Source organism: Pseudomonas sp. BF-RE-21 (assembly GCF_019947305.1).
In the GTDB taxonomy this organism is placed as follows: Bacteria; Pseudomonadota; Gammaproteobacteria; order Pseudomonadales; family Pseudomonadaceae; genus Aquipseudomonas; species Aquipseudomonas migulae.
This window is the reverse complement of sequence record NZ_JAGYGF010000088.1, coordinates 1-15,804: the sequence shown is the minus strand read 5'-3', so window position 1 is coordinate 15,804 and position 15,804 is coordinate 1. Positions and strand designations below refer to the sequence as shown.

General features: G+C 60.4%; 18 protein-coding genes. 5 read left to right on the top strand and 13 right to left on the bottom strand.

All coding sequences use genetic code 11. The annotated features are described in order from the left end of the window. Positions 1-331: 331 nt before the first annotated feature. The 3 genes from KGB25_RS29525 to KGB25_RS29515 form a co-directional block, all read right to left on the bottom strand. Positions 332-526 (bottom strand): hypothetical protein, encoded by a 195-nt coding sequence (locus tag KGB25_RS29525; RefSeq protein ID WP_223437877.1) that lies wholly within the window; start codon positions 524-526, stop codon positions 332-334. A 19-nt stretch (positions 527-545) separates the two neighbouring features. Beyond that, entirely contained in the window at positions 546-752 is a 207-nt protein-coding gene (locus KGB25_RS29520; protein WP_223437875.1) for a DUF6021 family protein, read from the bottom strand. A gap of 96 nt (positions 753-848) precedes the next feature. Then, entirely contained in the window at positions 849-1,577 is a 729-nt protein-coding gene (locus KGB25_RS29515) for a peptidase C39 family protein (protein ID WP_223437873.1), read from the bottom strand. A 167-nt stretch (positions 1,578-1,744) separates the two neighbouring features. Here KGB25_RS29515 and KGB25_RS29510 point away from each other — a divergent pair, with 167 nt between their 5' ends. Then, the gene (locus KGB25_RS29510) at positions 1,745-1,915 is read left to right on the top strand and encodes a hypothetical protein (RefSeq protein WP_177318192.1); all 171 of its coding nucleotides are present in this window, start codon (positions 1,745-1,747) and stop codon (positions 1,913-1,915) included. Between the two features lie 81 nt (positions 1,916-1,996). On the opposite strand, the gene KGB25_RS29505 is transcribed toward KGB25_RS29510, so the two are convergent. Next, a complete protein-coding gene (locus KGB25_RS29505; protein WP_008044163.1) occupies positions 1,997-2,746 on the bottom strand; it encodes a TerC family protein in 750 nt (249 codons plus the stop codon). Positions 2,747-2,775: 29 nt separating this feature from the next. Further along, entirely contained in the window at positions 2,776-3,018 is a 243-nt protein-coding gene (locus KGB25_RS29500; RefSeq protein WP_008044162.1) for a hypothetical protein, read from the bottom strand. A 135-nt stretch (positions 3,019-3,153) separates the two neighbouring features. Here KGB25_RS29500 and nhaR point away from each other — a divergent pair, with 135 nt between their 5' ends. Next, positions 3,154-4,053: a transcriptional activator NhaR gene (gene nhaR, locus KGB25_RS29495; RefSeq protein ID WP_008033698.1), complete on the top strand. Its 900-nt coding sequence runs from the start codon at positions 3,154-3,156 to the stop codon at positions 4,051-4,053. Between the two features lie 3 nt (positions 4,054-4,056). On the opposite strand, the gene KGB25_RS29490 is transcribed toward nhaR, so the two are convergent. Then, positions 4,057-5,211, bottom strand: a complete 1,155-nt coding sequence (locus KGB25_RS29490) for an MFS transporter (RefSeq protein ID WP_008033699.1) — start codon at positions 5,209-5,211, stop codon at positions 4,057-4,059. A 278-nt stretch (positions 5,212-5,489) separates the two neighbouring features. On the opposite strand from KGB25_RS29490, the gene sstT reads away from it, so the two are divergent. Next, positions 5,490-6,722: a serine/threonine transporter SstT gene (gene sstT / locus KGB25_RS29485; RefSeq protein ID WP_223437871.1), complete on the top strand. Its 1,233-nt coding sequence runs from the start codon at positions 5,490-5,492 to the stop codon at positions 6,720-6,722. A 1,011-nt stretch (positions 6,723-7,733) separates the two neighbouring features. Here the strand turns inward: sstT and KGB25_RS29480 are convergent. Genes KGB25_RS29480 through KGB25_RS29460 form a run of 5 tightly spaced genes read right to left on the bottom strand, consistent with a single transcriptional unit; the run spans position 7,734 to position 11,846 of the window. Continuing rightward, positions 7,734-8,243: a DUF1993 family protein gene (locus KGB25_RS29480; RefSeq protein ID WP_008030762.1), complete on the bottom strand. Its 510-nt coding sequence runs from the start codon at positions 8,241-8,243 to the stop codon at positions 7,734-7,736. A gap of 40 nt (positions 8,244-8,283) precedes the next feature. Then, positions 8,284-9,804 (bottom strand): ArnT family glycosyltransferase, encoded by a 1,521-nt coding sequence (locus KGB25_RS29475; RefSeq protein ID WP_223437869.1) that lies wholly within the window; start codon positions 9,802-9,804, stop codon positions 8,284-8,286. A gap of 3 nt (positions 9,805-9,807) precedes the next feature. Continuing rightward, positions 9,808-10,086, bottom strand: a complete 279-nt coding sequence (locus KGB25_RS29470; RefSeq protein ID WP_008030764.1) for a lipid-A-disaccharide synthase N-terminal domain-containing protein — start codon at positions 10,084-10,086, stop codon at positions 9,808-9,810. After that, positions 10,083-10,823, bottom strand: a complete 741-nt coding sequence (locus KGB25_RS29465) for a glycosyltransferase family 2 protein (protein WP_223437868.1) — start codon at positions 10,821-10,823, stop codon at positions 10,083-10,085. The genes KGB25_RS29470 and KGB25_RS29465 overlap by 4 nt, the downstream gene beginning before the upstream one ends. Positions 10,824-10,868: 45 nt before the next feature. Then, positions 10,869-11,846 carry an NAD-dependent epimerase gene (locus tag KGB25_RS29460; protein ID WP_223437866.1) on the bottom strand — a complete coding sequence of 326 codons (978 nt, stop codon included), beginning with the start codon at positions 11,844-11,846 and terminating at the stop codon, positions 10,869-10,871. Between the two features lie 309 nt (positions 11,847-12,155). On the opposite strand from KGB25_RS29460, the gene KGB25_RS29455 reads away from it, so the two are divergent. Continuing rightward, positions 12,156-12,803 (top strand): YceH family protein, encoded by a 648-nt coding sequence (locus KGB25_RS29455; RefSeq protein ID WP_008030770.1) that lies wholly within the window; start codon positions 12,156-12,158, stop codon positions 12,801-12,803. 129 nt (positions 12,804-12,932) lie between these two features. Here KGB25_RS29455 and KGB25_RS29450 read toward each other — a convergent pair whose 3' ends face one another. Beyond that, positions 12,933-13,451 carry a cupin domain-containing protein gene (locus KGB25_RS29450; RefSeq protein WP_223437864.1) on the bottom strand — a complete coding sequence of 173 codons (519 nt, stop codon included), beginning with the start codon at positions 13,449-13,451 and terminating at the stop codon, positions 12,933-12,935. 208 nt (positions 13,452-13,659) lie between these two features. Continuing rightward, on the bottom strand, positions 13,660-14,478 hold the full coding sequence (locus KGB25_RS29445; protein ID WP_223437862.1) for a shikimate 5-dehydrogenase: 819 nt from the start codon (positions 14,476-14,478) through the stop codon (positions 13,660-13,662). 245 nt (positions 14,479-14,723) lie between these two features. Here KGB25_RS29445 and KGB25_RS29440 point away from each other — a divergent pair, with 245 nt between their 5' ends. After that, entirely contained in the window at positions 14,724-15,089 is a 366-nt protein-coding gene (locus KGB25_RS29440) for a hypothetical protein (protein ID WP_008042817.1), read from the top strand. Positions 15,090-15,804: the final 715 nt, after the last annotated feature.

Genomic DNA, 15,804 nt, shown 5'->3' with positions numbered 1-15,804 from the left:
GAAGAGCCAGGTCGGCTTTCAGGCCGCCTCGGCGGCTGTGGCGGTAGTCGCCCCCTCGAGAGGCCGAGCGCAGGTTCTGCGCAGTGGGCAACCCGGCATGGATGCCGGGTTAGCCGCGCACGGCCAAGGATGGCCGATCGCGGCGGGCCCACGGAGCAGGACCGGAGCGAGGGCATGGCGAGCCTTAGCGAGCCACCGAACGAAAGGGGCAAAAGCCCTTTGGTTACTTTGGGGCTTTTCCAAAGTGACTCGCCGTAAGGGCGAAACCAATAGCCGCCGTTACCGCAATAACGGATATACCCCCAACCCACTGAACGCCAAACCGAAAACCTCAATCATTCGGCAACGGCATCTGATCATCATCCGGAATACCATCCCCCGCACTCGGATCCCTTGGCCTCACCACCGGCCTGACCAACGGATCACGCATCGGACTGTCCGGATCCATCACCGGATCAATATTATCCTCCACAGTGGTTGGAACACTGTCCGGACGCTTGTCGTCAAAACTCGAATCAGTAGACATACGCACCTCACACTGAACGTCAGGGTTTCAAATTCGCGAGCGGGTCGTAAGGTTTGGCGGGAGCCTTGCCCGCCTCGCCCGGTTTAACATCCCTGGGCGCCCTGGCTGGTCCGATGGGGTCGACCTGAGGGTCGGCAAGGTCCGGTGAATCCGGATCGAAACCCAACTCATTGCCTGATGAATGCTCGGACGATTGCGGCCCGGAGGGTGAAGTGGGATGTGTCATGGACGCCTCCTTGGAACGGACCCGGAAACATCCGGGCCCTTATCCTTTAGAGGCCAATCGCAAGTGGCAGTGCCGGGCAGATGACGAACGGGAAGCTTACTGCGAGGTCAGCGCCTTCTTCGCACGGGCAGCGGCCTGCTCCTGGCCGGCCTGAGCCAGATCGTTCGCCGCTTTCAACCAACGCGACTGATCAACGTTGGCCGGAATCTGCTCCGGTTTCTGGATCAGCACCGCCCAACCACCCGCATCCTTGAACGACGACTCAAACGAGCTGAAGCTCATCAACTCCCGACGATTCATTCCCGAGCGCAGCAACACAGTCCGCTTCTGACGGTTGTACCCGGCAAGAATGGCGTAACGCGGTTCAGCCCAGAACGCCGAGCCTTCAGTGAAGCGCACCATCACCGGGTAACCCGCCGCAACCTGGGTCAGCAGCGCAGGCAAATGGCTGTCGAGTGGGTAAACGACCATCCCGTACTCGCGGGCGAGGTTCTGCATGTTCTGCTGCAATTGCGCTTCGGCGCCCGGCAGGTGCAAAGGTTTTTCGAGCAACCCCGGAGTAATCACGATGCCCTGCTGGGCCAACAGACTGGCCAGCACCTGGGGCCCGCTTTGAAAGCTTTGCCCACGGTAGAACGTCCCGCTGAGTTCCACGCGTTCCGGCAGACGCTTGACCTCCGGCGCCACACTGCCCGCGCAGCCAGCCAGACCTGCAACACAGCCAGCAATCAGGGCTGCCGTTCGAATTCGCGAAAATACCCGCACCATCATCACTCTCTTGTTCAGACGCCAGGTGTCCGTGCTCCCGGCTTGGCCGTTGATCATAGGACGCCGCGCGACAGCGGTATAGCCTTAACCGGCAGTTGATTGCGTTCGATAGAGCGAACTGATTGGTCGGCACCGACCTTTGGTCAATAGTCTGCAACATGGCAGCGACTAGACTGTCACTTGCAAAGCGTGTGTGCCCGAAGCAGGGCGAAGAGGAGGCACTGATGAGCCTGACAATGACCATTGTGATGTTGATTTTCAGTTGGCTGGCTGTTGCCGCCGCCATGTTGTGGGGAGTCCTGCGAATTGCCCGCAGGCACCATCACCACCCCGCCCAGCCGGCTCGGGTGACGAAAACCGATAAACCGGTTGCACGTCACGCCACCGCGCACTGACGGGCACTTCTTAATACCCCAAATACAAACGGCCGCCTGGACTCTTGCGAGTGCAGGCGGCCGTTTTCGTTTCAGCCCAGGTTACGCTTCAGCGGCAATGCGCTTCTGCTTGGCCCGTCGCGACATCATGTTCAAGCCTTCAATCGTTGCCGAGAACGCCATGGCTGCGTAGACGTAGCCTTTCGGTACGTGGGCGCCGAAGCCTTCGGCGATCAGCGTCATGCCGATCATGATCAGGAAGCCCAGCGCCAGCATCACCACCGTCGGGTTGTCGTTGATGAACTTGGCCAATGGGTCAGCCGCCAACAACATCACCAGCACCGACACCACCACCGCGATGATCATGATCGGCAAATGCTCGGTCATGCCGACAGCGGTAATGATGCTGTCGATGGAGAACACCATGTCCAGCATCAGGATCTGACCGATCGCGGCAGCAAAGCCCAGGGTCACGGTCGAGGTCGCCGACTTCGGATCTTCCGGCGCCGGGTCCATGCTGTGATGGATCTCGGTGGTCGCCTTCCACAACAGGAACAGGCCGCCGGCGATCAGGATCATGTCCTTCCAGGAGAACGCGTGGCCGAGGATCTCGATCACCGGCTCAGTCAACTGGACGATGAACGCGATGGTGCTCAGCAGTGCCAGTCGCAGGATCAGCGCCATGCCGATACCGATGCGCCGCGCCTTCTGCCGATGCTGTTCCGGCAGTTTGTTGGTCAGGATCGAGATGAAGATCAGGTTATCGATGCCAAGCACGATTTCCATCACCACCAGCGTGGCCAGGGCGACCCAGGCGGTGGGGCTTGCAGCAAGTTCTAAAAGGTATTCCATGGGTCAGTCCTGACTCGTTTTAAGACGGTTTAGATTTCCTGGGACGACGATTCGGTTTTCTCTTTGTCGTCGCCCGATGATTCTTTCTTGCTGATCAACCCGCTGGTGGCATCGCTGAGCGCTTGCTCGGCGGCTTTGTGGGTGTCGTCAATCGCTTGCTTGGCGGATTCGGCAGCCTTGCCCATCAGTTGCTGAGCGCTTTTTTCGGCCTGGTCGCAACCGGCCAGCACCAGTAAAGACGCAATCAACAGTGCCGTGGTTTTAAGCTTCATGATGCTTTCCTCGATAGAACAAAACGGGCCGAAACGATGGCCCGTTGATAGCGAGGCATTCTAGGGAGGCAAACACTTCAGGAAAATTCGTATTTTTAGCGGTTATACTTCGGTTTTCACGAACTGTAGGTCGCCATGCTCAACTATCGACAACTGCATTACTTCTGGGTCGTGGCCAAGACCGGCAGCATCGTGCGCGCCTGCGAACAGCTGAACCTGACGCCGCAAACCATCAGCGGGCAGATTTCCTTGCTCGAACAAACGTATGGCATCGAGTTGTTTCGTCGGGTCGGCCGACAGCTGGAACTCACCGAAGCCGGACGCCAGACCCTGCCCTACGCCGAGCAGATGTTTCAGCTCGGCGGTGAACTGGAGCTGATGCTGCGGGCGCAACCCAATGAGCAACAGATTCTGTTTCGGGTTGGCGTGGCTGATGTGGTGCCCAAATCCATCGTCTACCGCCTGATCGCGCCGACCATGGAGCTGAGCGAACCGCTGCGCATTACCTGTCGCGAAGACAAACTCGAACGCTTGCTCGCCGACCTGGCGATTCAGCGCCTCGATCTGGTGATCTCCGACAGCCCGATGCCGTCGCACCTCGACATCAAGGGCTACAGCCAGAAACTCGGGGAATGCGGAATCAGCTTCTTCGCCACCGCCGAACTGGCGGCGCAGTACGGCCAGGATTTCCCGCGCAGCCTGCACGGCGCACCGCTACTGATTCCGGGGCCGGAAACCGTGGTGCGCAGTCGTTTGCAACGCTGGTTTGCCGAGCAGCAGATTCAGCCGCGCATCGTCGGCGAGTTCGACGACAGCGCGTTGATGCAGGCCTTCGGTCAGTCCGGCAGCGGGATTTTCATTGGCCCGAGCGTGATTGCCGATGAAGTGAAGCGTCAGTGCGGCGTGGAATTGATTGGCCAGACCGACGCCGTGACCGAGTCGTTCTACGCCATTTCGGTGGAGCGCAAGGTCAAGCACCCCGGCATCGTTGCGATTACCGAAGGTGCCCGACGCGAGCTGTTCACCGAGATATGAGGGTCAGGCGCAGACTTCGCGGGGCTTGAAGGTCATCAGCGCCATGGCCAACAGGATCGAGATCAGAATAAAACCGGCCGCCGCAAAGCCAAGCCCACCCAGGCCAACGCTGTCGATCACCCGACCGCCGACCATCGCGCCCAGACCGATGCCGAGGTTGGCGCCGGCGATGTTCAGCGACGCGGCAAACGCCGGTGCTTCAGGTGCGGCTTTCATCAAACGCACATGGCTGACCAGGAACAACGCCGCTTGTGTCACACCCCAAATGCCCATTGCCGCCGCCAGACCCAGCGGCGAATGGATGTTCGGAACCAGCGTCACCATGCCGGCGATCATGAACGCGCAGAACGTCACGGAAGCGATCAGCGGATGACGATCCACCGCGCGACCGCCCAGCGAGTTGCCGATCAGGCCCACCGCGCCGAAGCCCATCAGGCACCAACCCACCACGGTGCCGTTGAAACCGGCCAACCGCTCAAGAATGTCCGCCAGATAGGTGTAAGCGGTGAACATGCCGCTGAACACCAGGATCGACAGCAACACGTGCCCGATCATCAACGGGCTGCGCAGGATCTTGAACTGCGAACGGAAGCTCACCTGGTGTTGATGCAGGCTGGTTTTCGGCAAGTAGATAAACAGCAGCAACGCCTTGGCAAACGCGATCACCGCCAGAATGCCGAAGGCACTGCGCCAGCCGAACGCATCGGAAATCAACGTACCCACCGGAATCCCGAACACGGTCGCGCAAACGATGCCGAAACCTATCTTGGCAATGGCGCGCCCGGCGTAATCCGGCCCGACGATGTCCACCGCCGTCTCACTGGCCAGGGCCCAGAACACCGGCAGCCCGAGCGCGGGGATCAACCGCGCAACGGCCATCACCCAGATGTTCGGCGCAAACGCCGCGAGGGTGTTGGCCAGACCGAACATGATCAACACCGAGATGAACAGCTTGCGCCGTTCGAACCGGGCGAAGTACGCGGTCAGGAACGGCCCGAACGCGGCGACAGTGAAGGCGAACAACGTCACCAGCAAACCGGCCTGGGGGATGGTCACTTCAAGATCCCGGGCGATTGCCGGCAACAGGCCGACGATGATGAATTCCGTGGTCAGCACCGTGAAACCGGCGGCGGACAACAGAAGGATGGGCAACAGCATGCAGAACTCCAGAAAACGACAACACCAGCGATAGCCCGAAGGCTCACTGGCAGACATGAAAATGAGGATGCGCAATCTTAACAGAGTGTTTCCAAAGGCGGTTGCACGAACCTGCACATCGCGTTTAACAGGCGGGTGGCAGATCGTCACAGGTCTGAGGGATGCGGACGACGCTGTGATAAAGTCCGCGCCCTGCGATTCGTACACCCTGTTCATCCGCCCTTTAATGGCCGCGATGTCGCGACACCCGCACCTAATAAAATCAGAGATGCCGTTTTATGACCGCTTCATCCCCTTCGCTATTGCAACGCTTGAAACGCTTGAGCCTGGTTACGCAAATCATCATCGGCCTGCTCGCCGGGATTGCCCTGGCGCTGGTTGCGCCGGACGTGGCGAAGTCCACCGCGTTCATTGGCAAAGTGTTCGTCTCGGCGCTGAAAGCCGTCGCGCCGATTCTGGTGTTCGTGCTGGTCATGGCGTCGATCGCCAACCACAAGCACGGCCAGGAAACCCACATCCGGCCGATTCTGTTTCTGTACTTGCTGGGCACGTTTGCGGCGGCCGTGGTCGCGGTCGTGGCCAGCATGATGTTCCCGTCGAGCCTGGTGCTGTCCACCCACGACGTCGCGGTGACGGCGCCGGGCGGTATCGGCGAAGTGCTGCAAAGCCTGCTGCTGAGCGTGGTGGATAACCCGGTCAGCGCGCTGATGAATGCCAATTTCATCGGCATTCTGGCGTGGGCCATCGGCATGGGCATCGCCATTCGCCATGCCGGTGACACCACGCGTGAAGTGCTCGGCGACTTGTCCAACGGCGTGACCCTGATCGTGCGCCTGGTGATCCGTTTTGCGCCGCTGGGGATTTTCGGCCTGGTGGCGTCGACCCTCGCCACTTCCGGTTTCGGTGCCTTGATCGGCTACGCGCATCTGCTGGCGGTGTTGCTGGGTTGCATGCTGTTTGTGGCGCTGGTGATGAACCCGGTGATCGTGTTCTGGAAGCTGCGTCGCAACCCGTATCCGCTGGTGATCATGTGCTTGCGTGAAAGTGGCATCACGGCGTTTTTCACCCGCAGTTCGGCGGCGAATATTCCGGTCAATCTGGAACTGAGCAAGCGCCTGGGTCTGCATGAGGACACTTATTCGGTTTCGATTCCGCTGGGTGCGACGATCAACATGGCGGGTGCTGCGATCACCATTACTGTGCTGACTCTGGCGGCGGTGCATACGCTGGGTATTGCCGTGGACATTCCGACGGCCATCTTGCTGAGTGTCGTTGCGGCGATTTGTGCCTGTGGCGCTTCGGGTGTGGCGGGTGGTTCGTTGTTGTTGATTCCACTGGCGTGCAGTCTGTTCGGCATTCCGAGTGAAATCGCCATGCAGGTGGTGGCGGTTGGTTTCATTATTGGTGTGTTGCAGGATTCGGCGGAGACTGCGCTGAATTCTTCGACTGATGTGTTGTTTACGGCGGCGGCTTGTTTGGGTGAGGACGAGAAGGCTCAGCGTTTGGCGTGACGCGTGGTTTGGTGGTTTGGTTTGGGGGCATATCCGTTTCTTCGGTAACGGCGGCTATTGGTTTCGCCCTTACGGCGAGTCACTTGGAAAAGCCCCAAGTAACCAAGGGCTCTTGCCCCTTTCGTTCGGTGCCTCGCTGTGGCTCGGCATGCCCTCGCTCCGGTCCTGCTCCGTGGGCCCGCCGCCATCGGCCATCCATGGCCGGGGGCGGCTAACCCGGCATCCATGCCGGGTTGCCCACTACGCAGAACCTCCACTCGGCCTCTCGAGGGGGCGCTCAGATCAAAAGCGGAAGGCGAGCTAACGCTCGGCCTGATGAGTGGTGGAAATCAAAAGCGTACGCCGATCCCTGTAGGAGCCGGCTTGCCGGCGAAAAACGTCCGAACAACGCGTTTATTCAGACAGCCCGCGTTATCGTTGACGTCCATCGCCAGCAAGCTGGCTCCTACAAGGGAAATGCGTAGGTGTCTGGATAAATACGATCCCCTGTAGGAGCCGGCTTGCTGGCGATAGCGGTGGGTCAGTCAACGCATTTATTGAATGAACGGACGCCATCGCAGCAAGCCGGCTCCTACAGGGGATCGGTGTACATATCCGGAATGAGGGAACACGCGCACCAAAGAGCCAGGTCGGCTTTCAGGCCGCCTCGGCGGCTGTGGCGGTAGTCGCCCCCTCGAGAGGCTGAGTGGAGGTTCTGCGCAGTGGGCAACCCGGCATGGATGCCGGGTTAGCCGCCCCCGGCCAGGGATGGCCGATGGCGGCGGGCCCACGGAGCAGGACCGGAGCGAGGGCATGCCGAGCCTTAGCGAGGCACCGAACGAAAGGGGCAAAAGCGCTTTGGTTACTTTCGCGCTTTTCGAAAGTGACTCGCTGTAAAAGCGAAACCAATAGAGGCCGTTACCGCAGCAACGGATATGTCCCCAGACAAAAAACCAAAAGCCCACTCCCACAAGAACAATAAAAAGCCCGCCAAGGCGCAAACCTTGGCGGGCTTTTTTGTCCCCGGGCGGTTTAGAACGCGCCCATGTAATCGCGCTTGCCCACTTCCACACCGTTATGACGCAGCAATGCGTAAGCGGTTGTGACGTGGAAGAAGAACTGCGGCAGACCGTAGCTCAGCAAATAAGCCTGGCCGCTGAAGCGCTTCTCTTTCGGCGTGCCCTGACGGGTGATGATCTCGATGCCTTCCTTGCCATTGATCTGCTCAGGCTTGATCTCGCCGATGTAGGCCAGAACCTTGGTCAGCAGCGCTTGCAGCTCGGCGAAGGTGGTTTCAGTGTCGTCGTACTTCGGCACTTCGATCTCGGCCAGACGCGAAGAAACACCCTTGGCGAAATCAACAGCGATCTGCACCTGACGCACCAGCGGGAACATGTCCGGGTACAGACGGGCTTGCAGGAAAGCGTTCGGATCAATGTTCTTGGCGGTGGCGTGGGCTTCGGCCTTGTTCAGAACGTCGCTCAGGGCATTGAGCATTTGTTTGAAAACAGGGACGGAAGCGTCGTACAGGGAAATGGTCATGGCAGTCTCGTGTGGTGACAGGAGTGAAACGTGGGGTCGATTATAGCGATGCACGGTCCCAGGTGAAGCGATAGATATGGGCCGGCGGACCAGGATGGCAATTGCCGTTGTCGGCGTCGGCACCGACGATCGACCATTGCGCCCGGGAGGTTTCGCCCAACTCGCGGGCAGCCTGCGGATTGAAGCACTGACCGAGCTGTTCATCCGGCACCAACGCGTACGCCTGCGGATGTTCACGCAACCACTGCGCCGCCTGCTCGACCGTTGAACCGATCATGCCGAAATGCACGATCGGCTGCCTTGCGAACAACCAATGGCCCTCGCGCCAATTGACCAACACCAGGTCTGCGCCACGAGTCATGGTCGCCGCCTGCGCCATCAACGCCTCGTGGGGATTGGCGCCGTCCTTGACCGGCTCGATGAACCCTCGGGCGAACCACAGCGTGAACCAAACCACCGCCACCCCCTGAAAAATCCGCGAACCCAGTTGGCGTTGACGGAACCAGCGCCTGAGCAACCAAGGCACCAGCGGTGCAGCGACCAACACCAATCCCGGCAGCGCCGGATAAATGTACAACTTGCGCTTGCCGCTGCTCAGGCAGAAAAACAGCACCACCAGCACCACCCAACCCAGCAGCACCAACACGCGACCATCATGCTTGCGTAATTGCCGGCGCCAGGCGGGGATCAGCCACGGCAGCGCGAGCACCAGCGGCAACCAATATTGCGGAATGACGCTGACGAAGAAGTACCAGAACGGCTCCCGGTGATCCCAGGCGGCCGCATAACGCCCCGCCGTCTGGCGCAGCAGGATTTCCCGCACGTAGGCAATTTCCTCAGCACCGCCATTGAGCACGATCGACAGCGCCAAGGGCAGCAGCCAGATGCCCACGGCACCGAGCAGCACCACAACACCCAGGCACCATTTGCGCGCTTCGCCCGGCATCGCCACCACGCCGGACCAACCTTTGCGCACCGCGTAGGCATACGGGATCAGCATCAACGCCGGCACAAAGCCGACCCCTTTGGTGATCACGCCGATCCCCATCGCCGCGCAGCCCACGTAAAACCAGCGCCAGGCGGGCCCGAGCAGCAGGTGTCGGACCAGACCGTACAGGCCCAGCGAGGTGAACAGAATCAGAAAACTGTCGATCTGGCCGGTGCGCAAAATGCTGTAGGTCTGATAGGTCGCCAGGTACAGCAGCACGGCCGTCCGACCGGCTCGCTGGTTCCAAAGCCTGCGACCCAAGTCGTAGAGCATCGCCGTGACCGAGGTGGCAGACAGCAGCCCCGGAAGGTAAAGGGCAATGGCGGGCATCCCGGTGATCCAGGTGAAAAACGCCACGGCCCACATGAATATCGGTGGTTTATCGCCGTAAATCTCGGCAGCGCGATGGGGAATCAACCACGACCCGTTATGCAGCATCTCCAGCGCCACGCCGAGGAAGCGCTCCTCGTCCACATTCTGCGGCTGGCGCAACCCGAGCCCTGCGCCGACCAGCAACAGAGCAAGTAGCATCAGCCCCAGGCATTCGACGCCGGGTGAAAGGGTTCGGCGCATGGGTCAGTCCTTCAAGGTTTTGCTGCGGGCAATCAATTGCAGGTTGCGCAAATAGACGATGGAACCGAACGCCTGGCCGATGATGAACACCGGGTCCTGTCGATAGATGGCATACGCGAACAACAGCGCGCTGCCGATGATGCTCAGGTACCAGAAGCTCACCGGTATCACGCTGCGTTTTTTGTATTCGCTGTACAGCCACTGCAGGACAAAGCGCCCGGTGAAGGCGATCTGGCCGCTGAAACCGACCACCAGCCACAGGGTTTCACGGGACAAATTCATCCTTCGATCTCCTGCGGCCGGGTGTTCAGGCGTGTGCGCCGGATCAGCCACCAGACGCCGATCAGGTCGAGAATCCCCACCAGCGCGCGGTCGATGTTGCCGTATTTGGAGACGCCGGCCGTGCGCGGTCGATGATTGACCGGGTGGGTAAGCATGCGGCCGTTGTGGCGCTGGATCAGCGCGGGGATGAAGCGGTGCATGTGGTCGAAGTACGGCAAACGCAGGAACGCCGCACGCTGGATCAGTTTCAACCCGCAGCCGGTGTCCGGCGTCTGATCCTTGAGCATGCGTCGGCGCAACCCGTTGGCAAACCGCGAAGCCCAGCGCTTGCTGGCGGTGTCGCGGCGGTTGACCCGGTGCCCGGCGACCAATTGCAGGTCGGCAGCTGCCGGCTCACGGCGCACCAGCGCCAGCATGCCGGGGATGTCCGCAGGGTCGTTTTGCCCGTCACCATCGAGGGTCGCCAGCCATTGGCCACGGGCGGCGAGCGCGGCGTGATAGAGCGACGTGCTCTGCCCCAGCGAACGTTCATGTTGCAGGATGCGCAGCGTGTTCAGCCCGTTTTGCCGGGTCTGCCGCAACGCCTGCAACGTGGTGTCAGTGCTGCCATCGTCGACGACGATGACTTCATACGCTTCATCCGCCAGCGCGACGCGGATTTCTTCCAGCAGCGCGGTGAGATTGCTCGCTTCGTTCTTTGCCGGAATCAGCACGGATACAAATAAGTCCTGGCTCATGGAGGCCCCTGTTTTCCTGAATTTTTATGTTCGAAGATCAACGCTTCAGCGCTGATAAAAGTGGCGATACCACTTCACGAATTGCCCGACGCCGGCCTCGACCGTCACGTGCGGACGAAAGTCGACCCACTGCGCCAATGCCGACACATCCGCCCAGGTCCTGTGCACATCGCCCGCCTGCATCGGCATCAAATTGCGCCGGGCAGGCCGGCCCAGCGCCGCCTCCAGGCATTCGACGAAATCCAGCAGCGCCACCGGCGTGCCGCGCCCGATGTTGAAAATCCGGTTGACGCCCTCCCCGGCGTTCTCCGGCAACGGCGGGCGTGGACGCAGGCGGACGATGCTTTCGACGATGTCGTCGATGTAGGTGAAATCCCGCGACATCAAGCCCTCGTTGTAGAGGTCGATGGGGCGATCGTTGAGGATCGCTTCGGTGAACTTGAACAGCGCCATGTCGGGGCGGCCCCAAGGTCCGTACACGGTAAAAAACCGCAGGCCGCTGGCCTGGAGCCCGTAGAGATGGCAGTAGCTGTGGGCCATCAGCTCATTGGCGCGCTTGCTTGCCGCGTACAGCGAAACCGGGTGATCGACGGCGTCTTCGACGCTGAATGGCAACTTGCTGTTGGTGCCATACACCGAACTGCTCGAGGCATAAATCAGATGGTCCGGGCGGTGGTGTCGGCAGGCCTCCAGCACATTCAAAAACCCTGTCAGGTTCGATTGCGCGTACACGTCCGGGTTGTCCAGCGAGTAGCGAACACCCGCCTGGGCCGCCAGATGGATGACATCTGTGAAGCGGTGATCCTTGAACAACGCCATCAAGGCAGGTTTGTCGACGATATCCAGCGTCTGGAAACGAAAGCCCGACAAGGCTCGCAGCTCCTTGAGCCGAGCGTGTTTGAGCGCCACGCTGTAGTAGTCGTTGAGGTTATCAATGCCGACCACTTCAAGGCCTTGCTCACACAGGCGCTTGACCGTGTGAAAACCGATGAAACCCGCGGCGCCGGTGACCAGTACGGTCATGGCAGGTGCGCGCCGATCAGCGCATTATTGCCAGTCGATTCCAACGTCAGCGTCATGCCTTGCTCCCGGTTGCAGTCAGTAAGGCCAGTGACGTCGTCGATACGCTCTGACGCCGCGCCCCTCAGGCGCGACCGTCATCGCGCGGCCATGCATACGGTGCCCGTCGAATTGTAAAAATCGCGTTATGGATTGATGTAGCTTTTATGACCATTGCCGGGGGACGCGACGAATTCAGTTGCCATTGGCGCCCGCCCATCTAAAGTGCATGCCAGCTGAAGAAGAAAATGAATCAGGTAAGGACGCAGCATCATGAGCATTGAGCAAGAAACAACCTTCGACGAGCCACGGCTCAACAGCACGGAAATCCGCATTCTGGGTTCGCTGATCGAGAAACAGGCCACCAGCCCGGAAACCTATCCGCTGACCCTCAATGCCCTGGTGATTGCCTGCAACCAGAAAACCAGCCGTGAACCGGTGATGAACCTCACCCAGGGCCAGGTCGGCCAGAGCCTGCGCGCCCTCGAAGGTCGCGGCTTTGCCAAACTGGTGATGGGCAGTCGCGCCGACCGCTGGGAGCACAAGGTCGACAAGGCACTGGAATTGGTGCCGGCGCAGGTGATTCTGACGGGACTGCTGTTTCTGCGTGGTCCGCAGACGGTCAACGAACTGCTGACCCGCAGCGGCCGCATGCATGAATTCGAAGATGCCGAGCAGGTTGTGCATCAGCTTGAACGGCTGATTGCGCGCGGTCTGGCGCTGCTGATTCCGCGCCAGGCGGGGCAGCGTGAAGACCGCTACATGCATGCGCTGGGTGATCCGGCGGACATCGAAGCGATCCTCGCGGCGCGACAGAATCCGGTGGAGCGTGGTGGCGGCAGCGGCGTGTCGGTAGAACGCATCGAAGAGCTCGAAGCGCGGATTGCAGCGCTGGAAGAGCGCCTGGCACGCCTCGAGTAACCGCCACGATCTCCTGTAGGAGCGAGGCTTGCCCGCGAAGGCGATTTCCAATTCGACACAATGTTGGACGTTGAATTGCTTTCGCGGGCAAGTCGGATCGCCGCATCGCTCGCTCCCACAAAGGAAGTGCTACTCGCCGTCCCAGTAATCCACGCCGTCGGCCTGTCTGGCGATGGCAACGAAGCCCGAGGCATTGCCTTCGGCATCGACCTTGAAGTCGTCCATCACCGCGTACTTGCCGGAGTCCGGGTATTCGCAGATTTCCGGCGATTGCTGGGTGCTGACCGCCAAATAGCGCAGTTCAGCCTTGCTGGTGTTGATGATCTGGTGCGCCGCTTCCGGACCACCCGGCGGGCAGGCGATCACGTCACCGGTGCGGATCGGAAAACGCTCGGCACCGAGCCGAACCTCCCCTTCCCCCGCGACGACGTAGAACATCTCCTCGTTGACCCGATGACTGTGAAACGGACTGCCGCGCATGCCCGGTTCCAGCACGTACAAGCGATAACCGAGCTTTTGCGCACCCAGCTGCTGACCGACGCGAGCCATCCGCTGTTGATAACGGCCGGCGGTTTCACCGGTGGGCGCGAGGGCTTCGGGCAGCGGTTCGAGTTCGACCTGATGCAGGTTGAGGATGGGGGGATGCATGGGAAACCTCGGGCACGGTTTTATGGGGTGGCAAGTCTTGGCTTGCTCGCGGGCAGTATAGTTATTCGTTGGCTGTACCGGCCCCTTCGCGGGCAAGCCCGCTCCCACAGGATTCTGCGTCGATCACAAAACTCGTGTTCGATACCTGTCCCTGTGGGAGCGGGCTTGCCCGCGAAAGGGCCAGCACAAGCACCACACAATGCAGCCTCTAGCTGCGGGCGAACTCCACCGCCTTCTGAAACTGCTCCTGCGTCGGACGCACGCCGGTGTACAACACGAACTGCTCCAGCGCCTGGATCGCGATCACTTCCAGTCCGGTGATCACCCGCTTGCCTTCGGCACGTGCCCGCACGATCAGCGGTGTTTCCGAGGGGATCGCCACCACATCGAAGATGGTCTGCGCTGCTGCGATGGTTTGCGCATCGAACGCCAGGTGATCGGCCTCAGGCCCGCCGGTCATGCCGATCGGTGTCACGTTGATCAACATTTGCGGGCGCTGGCTGCCCAGTTCGGCTTGCCATTCATAACCCAGCGATTCGGCCAGGGCACGTCCGGCGTGCTCGTTGCGCGCCACAATCAGGCCGTTCTGGTAGCCACCATCGCGCAATGCACTGGCCACAGCCTTGGCCATGCCGCCGCTGCCGCGCAGGGCAAAAGTCGACGCCTTGGGCACCTGGTGGGTTTCCAGCAACTGAGCGATGGCGATGTAATCGGTGTTGTAAGCCTTGAGGTGGCCGTCCGTATTGACGATGGTGTTGATCGATTGAATCGCGGCAGCCGATGCGTCCAGTTCATCGACCAGCGCAATGCTGGCTTCCTTGAACGGCATCGACACGCCGCAGCCGCGAATCCCCAGGGCGCGGATGCCTGCGACGGCACCGGTCAGGTCCTGGCTGCGGAACGCCTTGTAGTAGAAATTCAGGCCAAGTTGTTCGTACAGATGATTGTGAAATCGCAGGCCAAAGTTCCCGGGGCGGCCCGACAGGGACATGCACAACTGGGTGTCTTTGTTGGGGTTCATCTGCATGAAAAATCTCCTTCAATTGCACTTTCAGATGGACGGGATTAGCCATGCCATCGCGTTCTGATCGATCATATCCGCGTACCTGCTCGTGGCAGCGAAGTTGGTAAGGAAGCCGGTACAGACCTTACACAAAATTTACCCAACGGCTGTGCTGATTTTCAGAAATACGCTGTCTTAGAAGTATCCCCGCGACAATCCTTGGGTCTATTGCAGACGCAAGCGCCGGGTCGATGAACCGAGGAACTATCATGATCCGTAAAATCCCCACAGTTGCCTTGCTGATCGGTGCTCTTGCTATCGCAGGGCAGGCAGAAGCGCATGGCGGTGGCGGGTGGCAAGGTCCAGCGGTATTTGGTGCGATCGTTGGCTCGGCCATCGTCGGTTCGGCCATCATCAATAGCGGCCGGCCGGTTTATGTGCAGCAACCGGTTTACGTGCAGCCACAGCCGGTTTATGTGCAGCAGCCGCCACCGGTTTATTACCAGCCGGCACCGGTTTATGTGCAACAACCGGGTTATTACGGCCCGCCGCCGGTCTACTACGGTCCTCCCCGTGGTTATTACGGCCCGCCGCGCGGGTATTATGGGCCTGCGCATGGTTATGGCCGCTGGTAACAGGCTCGGGCGCTAACCGCGGGTTTTGACTGCGTTTATATCCATTATTTGGTGATGGCGGCTGGCGGTTTCGCCCTTACGGCGAGTCACTTGGAGAAGCGCCAAGTAACCAAGCGCTCTTGCCCCTTTCGTTCGGTGCCTCGCCTAGGCTCGGCATGCCCTCGCTCCGGTCCTGCTCCGTGGGCCCGCCGCGATCGGCCATCCTTGGCCGTGCGCGGCTAACCCGGCATCCATGCCGGGTTGCCCACTGCGCAGAACCTCCACTCGGCCTCTCGAGGGGGCGCTCAGATCAAAAGCGGAAGGCGAGCTAACGCTCGGCCTGATGAGTGGTGGAAATCAAAAGCGTACGCGATCCCTGTAGGAGCCGGCTTGCCGGCGAAAAACGCCCAGACACCGCGTTCATTCAGACAGCCCGCATCATCGTTGACGTCCATCGCCAGCAAGCTGGCTCCTACAATTTTGAATTGTGTGAACCCAATCCCTTGTAGGAGCCGGCTTGCTGCGGGCGGCGTTCCGACGATAGCGGTGAGTCAGTCAACGCATGTATTGGCTGGACGGACGCCATCGCCAGCAAGCCGGCTCCTACAGGGGATAGGTGTACATATCCGGAATGAGGGAACGCGCGCACCAAAGAGCCAGGTCGGCTTTCAGGCCGCCTCGGCGGCTGTGGCGGTAGTCGCCCCCTCGAGAGGCCGAGCGCAGGTTCTGCGCAGTG

What these genes read in the sequence shown, in the direction of transcription:
- KGB25_RS29525 (WP_223437877.1), bottom strand. Translation starts at nt 526, where the DNA reads ATGTCTACTGATTCGAGTTTTGACGACAAGCGTCCGGACAGTGTTCCA.
- KGB25_RS29520 (WP_223437875.1), bottom strand. Translation starts at nt 752, where the DNA reads ATGACACATCCCACTTCACCCTCCGGGCCGCAATCGTCCGAGCATTCA.
- KGB25_RS29515 (WP_223437873.1), bottom strand. Translation starts at nt 1,577, where the DNA reads ATGATCAACGGCCAAGCCGGGAGCACGGACACCTGGCGTCTGAACAAG.
- KGB25_RS29510 (WP_177318192.1), top strand. Translation starts at nt 1,745, where the DNA reads ATGAGCCTGACAATGACCATTGTGATGTTGATTTTCAGTTGGCTGGCT.
- KGB25_RS29505 (WP_008044163.1), bottom strand. Translation starts at nt 2,746, where the DNA reads ATGGAATACCTTTTAGAACTTGCTGCAAGCCCCACCGCCTGGGTCGCC.
- KGB25_RS29500 (WP_008044162.1), bottom strand. Translation starts at nt 3,018, where the DNA reads ATGAAGCTTAAAACCACGGCACTGTTGATTGCGTCTTTACTGGTGCTG.
- nhaR (WP_008033698.1), top strand. Translation starts at nt 3,154, where the DNA reads ATGCTCAACTATCGACAACTGCATTACTTCTGGGTCGTGGCCAAGACC.
- KGB25_RS29490 (WP_008033699.1), bottom strand. Translation starts at nt 5,211, where the DNA reads ATGCTGTTGCCCATCCTTCTGTTGTCCGCCGCCGGTTTCACGGTGCTG.
- sstT (WP_223437871.1), top strand. Translation starts at nt 5,490, where the DNA reads ATGACCGCTTCATCCCCTTCGCTATTGCAACGCTTGAAACGCTTGAGC.
- KGB25_RS29480 (WP_008030762.1), bottom strand. Translation starts at nt 8,243, where the DNA reads ATGACCATTTCCCTGTACGACGCTTCCGTCCCTGTTTTCAAACAAATG.
- KGB25_RS29475 (WP_223437869.1), bottom strand. Translation starts at nt 9,804, where the DNA reads ATGCGCCGAACCCTTTCACCCGGCGTCGAATGCCTGGGGCTGATGCTA.
- KGB25_RS29470 (WP_008030764.1), bottom strand. Translation starts at nt 10,086, where the DNA reads ATGAATTTGTCCCGTGAAACCCTGTGGCTGGTGGTCGGTTTCAGCGGC.
- KGB25_RS29465 (WP_223437868.1), bottom strand. Translation starts at nt 10,823, where the DNA reads ATGAGCCAGGACTTATTTGTATCCGTGCTGATTCCGGCAAAGAACGAA.
- KGB25_RS29460 (WP_223437866.1), bottom strand. Translation starts at nt 11,846, where the DNA reads ATGACCGTACTGGTCACCGGCGCCGCGGGTTTCATCGGTTTTCACACG.
- KGB25_RS29455 (WP_008030770.1), top strand. Translation starts at nt 12,156, where the DNA reads ATGAGCATTGAGCAAGAAACAACCTTCGACGAGCCACGGCTCAACAGC.
- KGB25_RS29450 (WP_223437864.1), bottom strand. Translation starts at nt 13,451, where the DNA reads ATGCATCCCCCCATCCTCAACCTGCATCAGGTCGAACTCGAACCGCTG.
- KGB25_RS29445 (WP_223437862.1), bottom strand. Translation starts at nt 14,478, where the DNA reads ATGCAGATGAACCCCAACAAAGACACCCAGTTGTGCATGTCCCTGTCG.
- KGB25_RS29440 (WP_008042817.1), top strand. Translation starts at nt 14,724, where the DNA reads ATGATCCGTAAAATCCCCACAGTTGCCTTGCTGATCGGTGCTCTTGCT.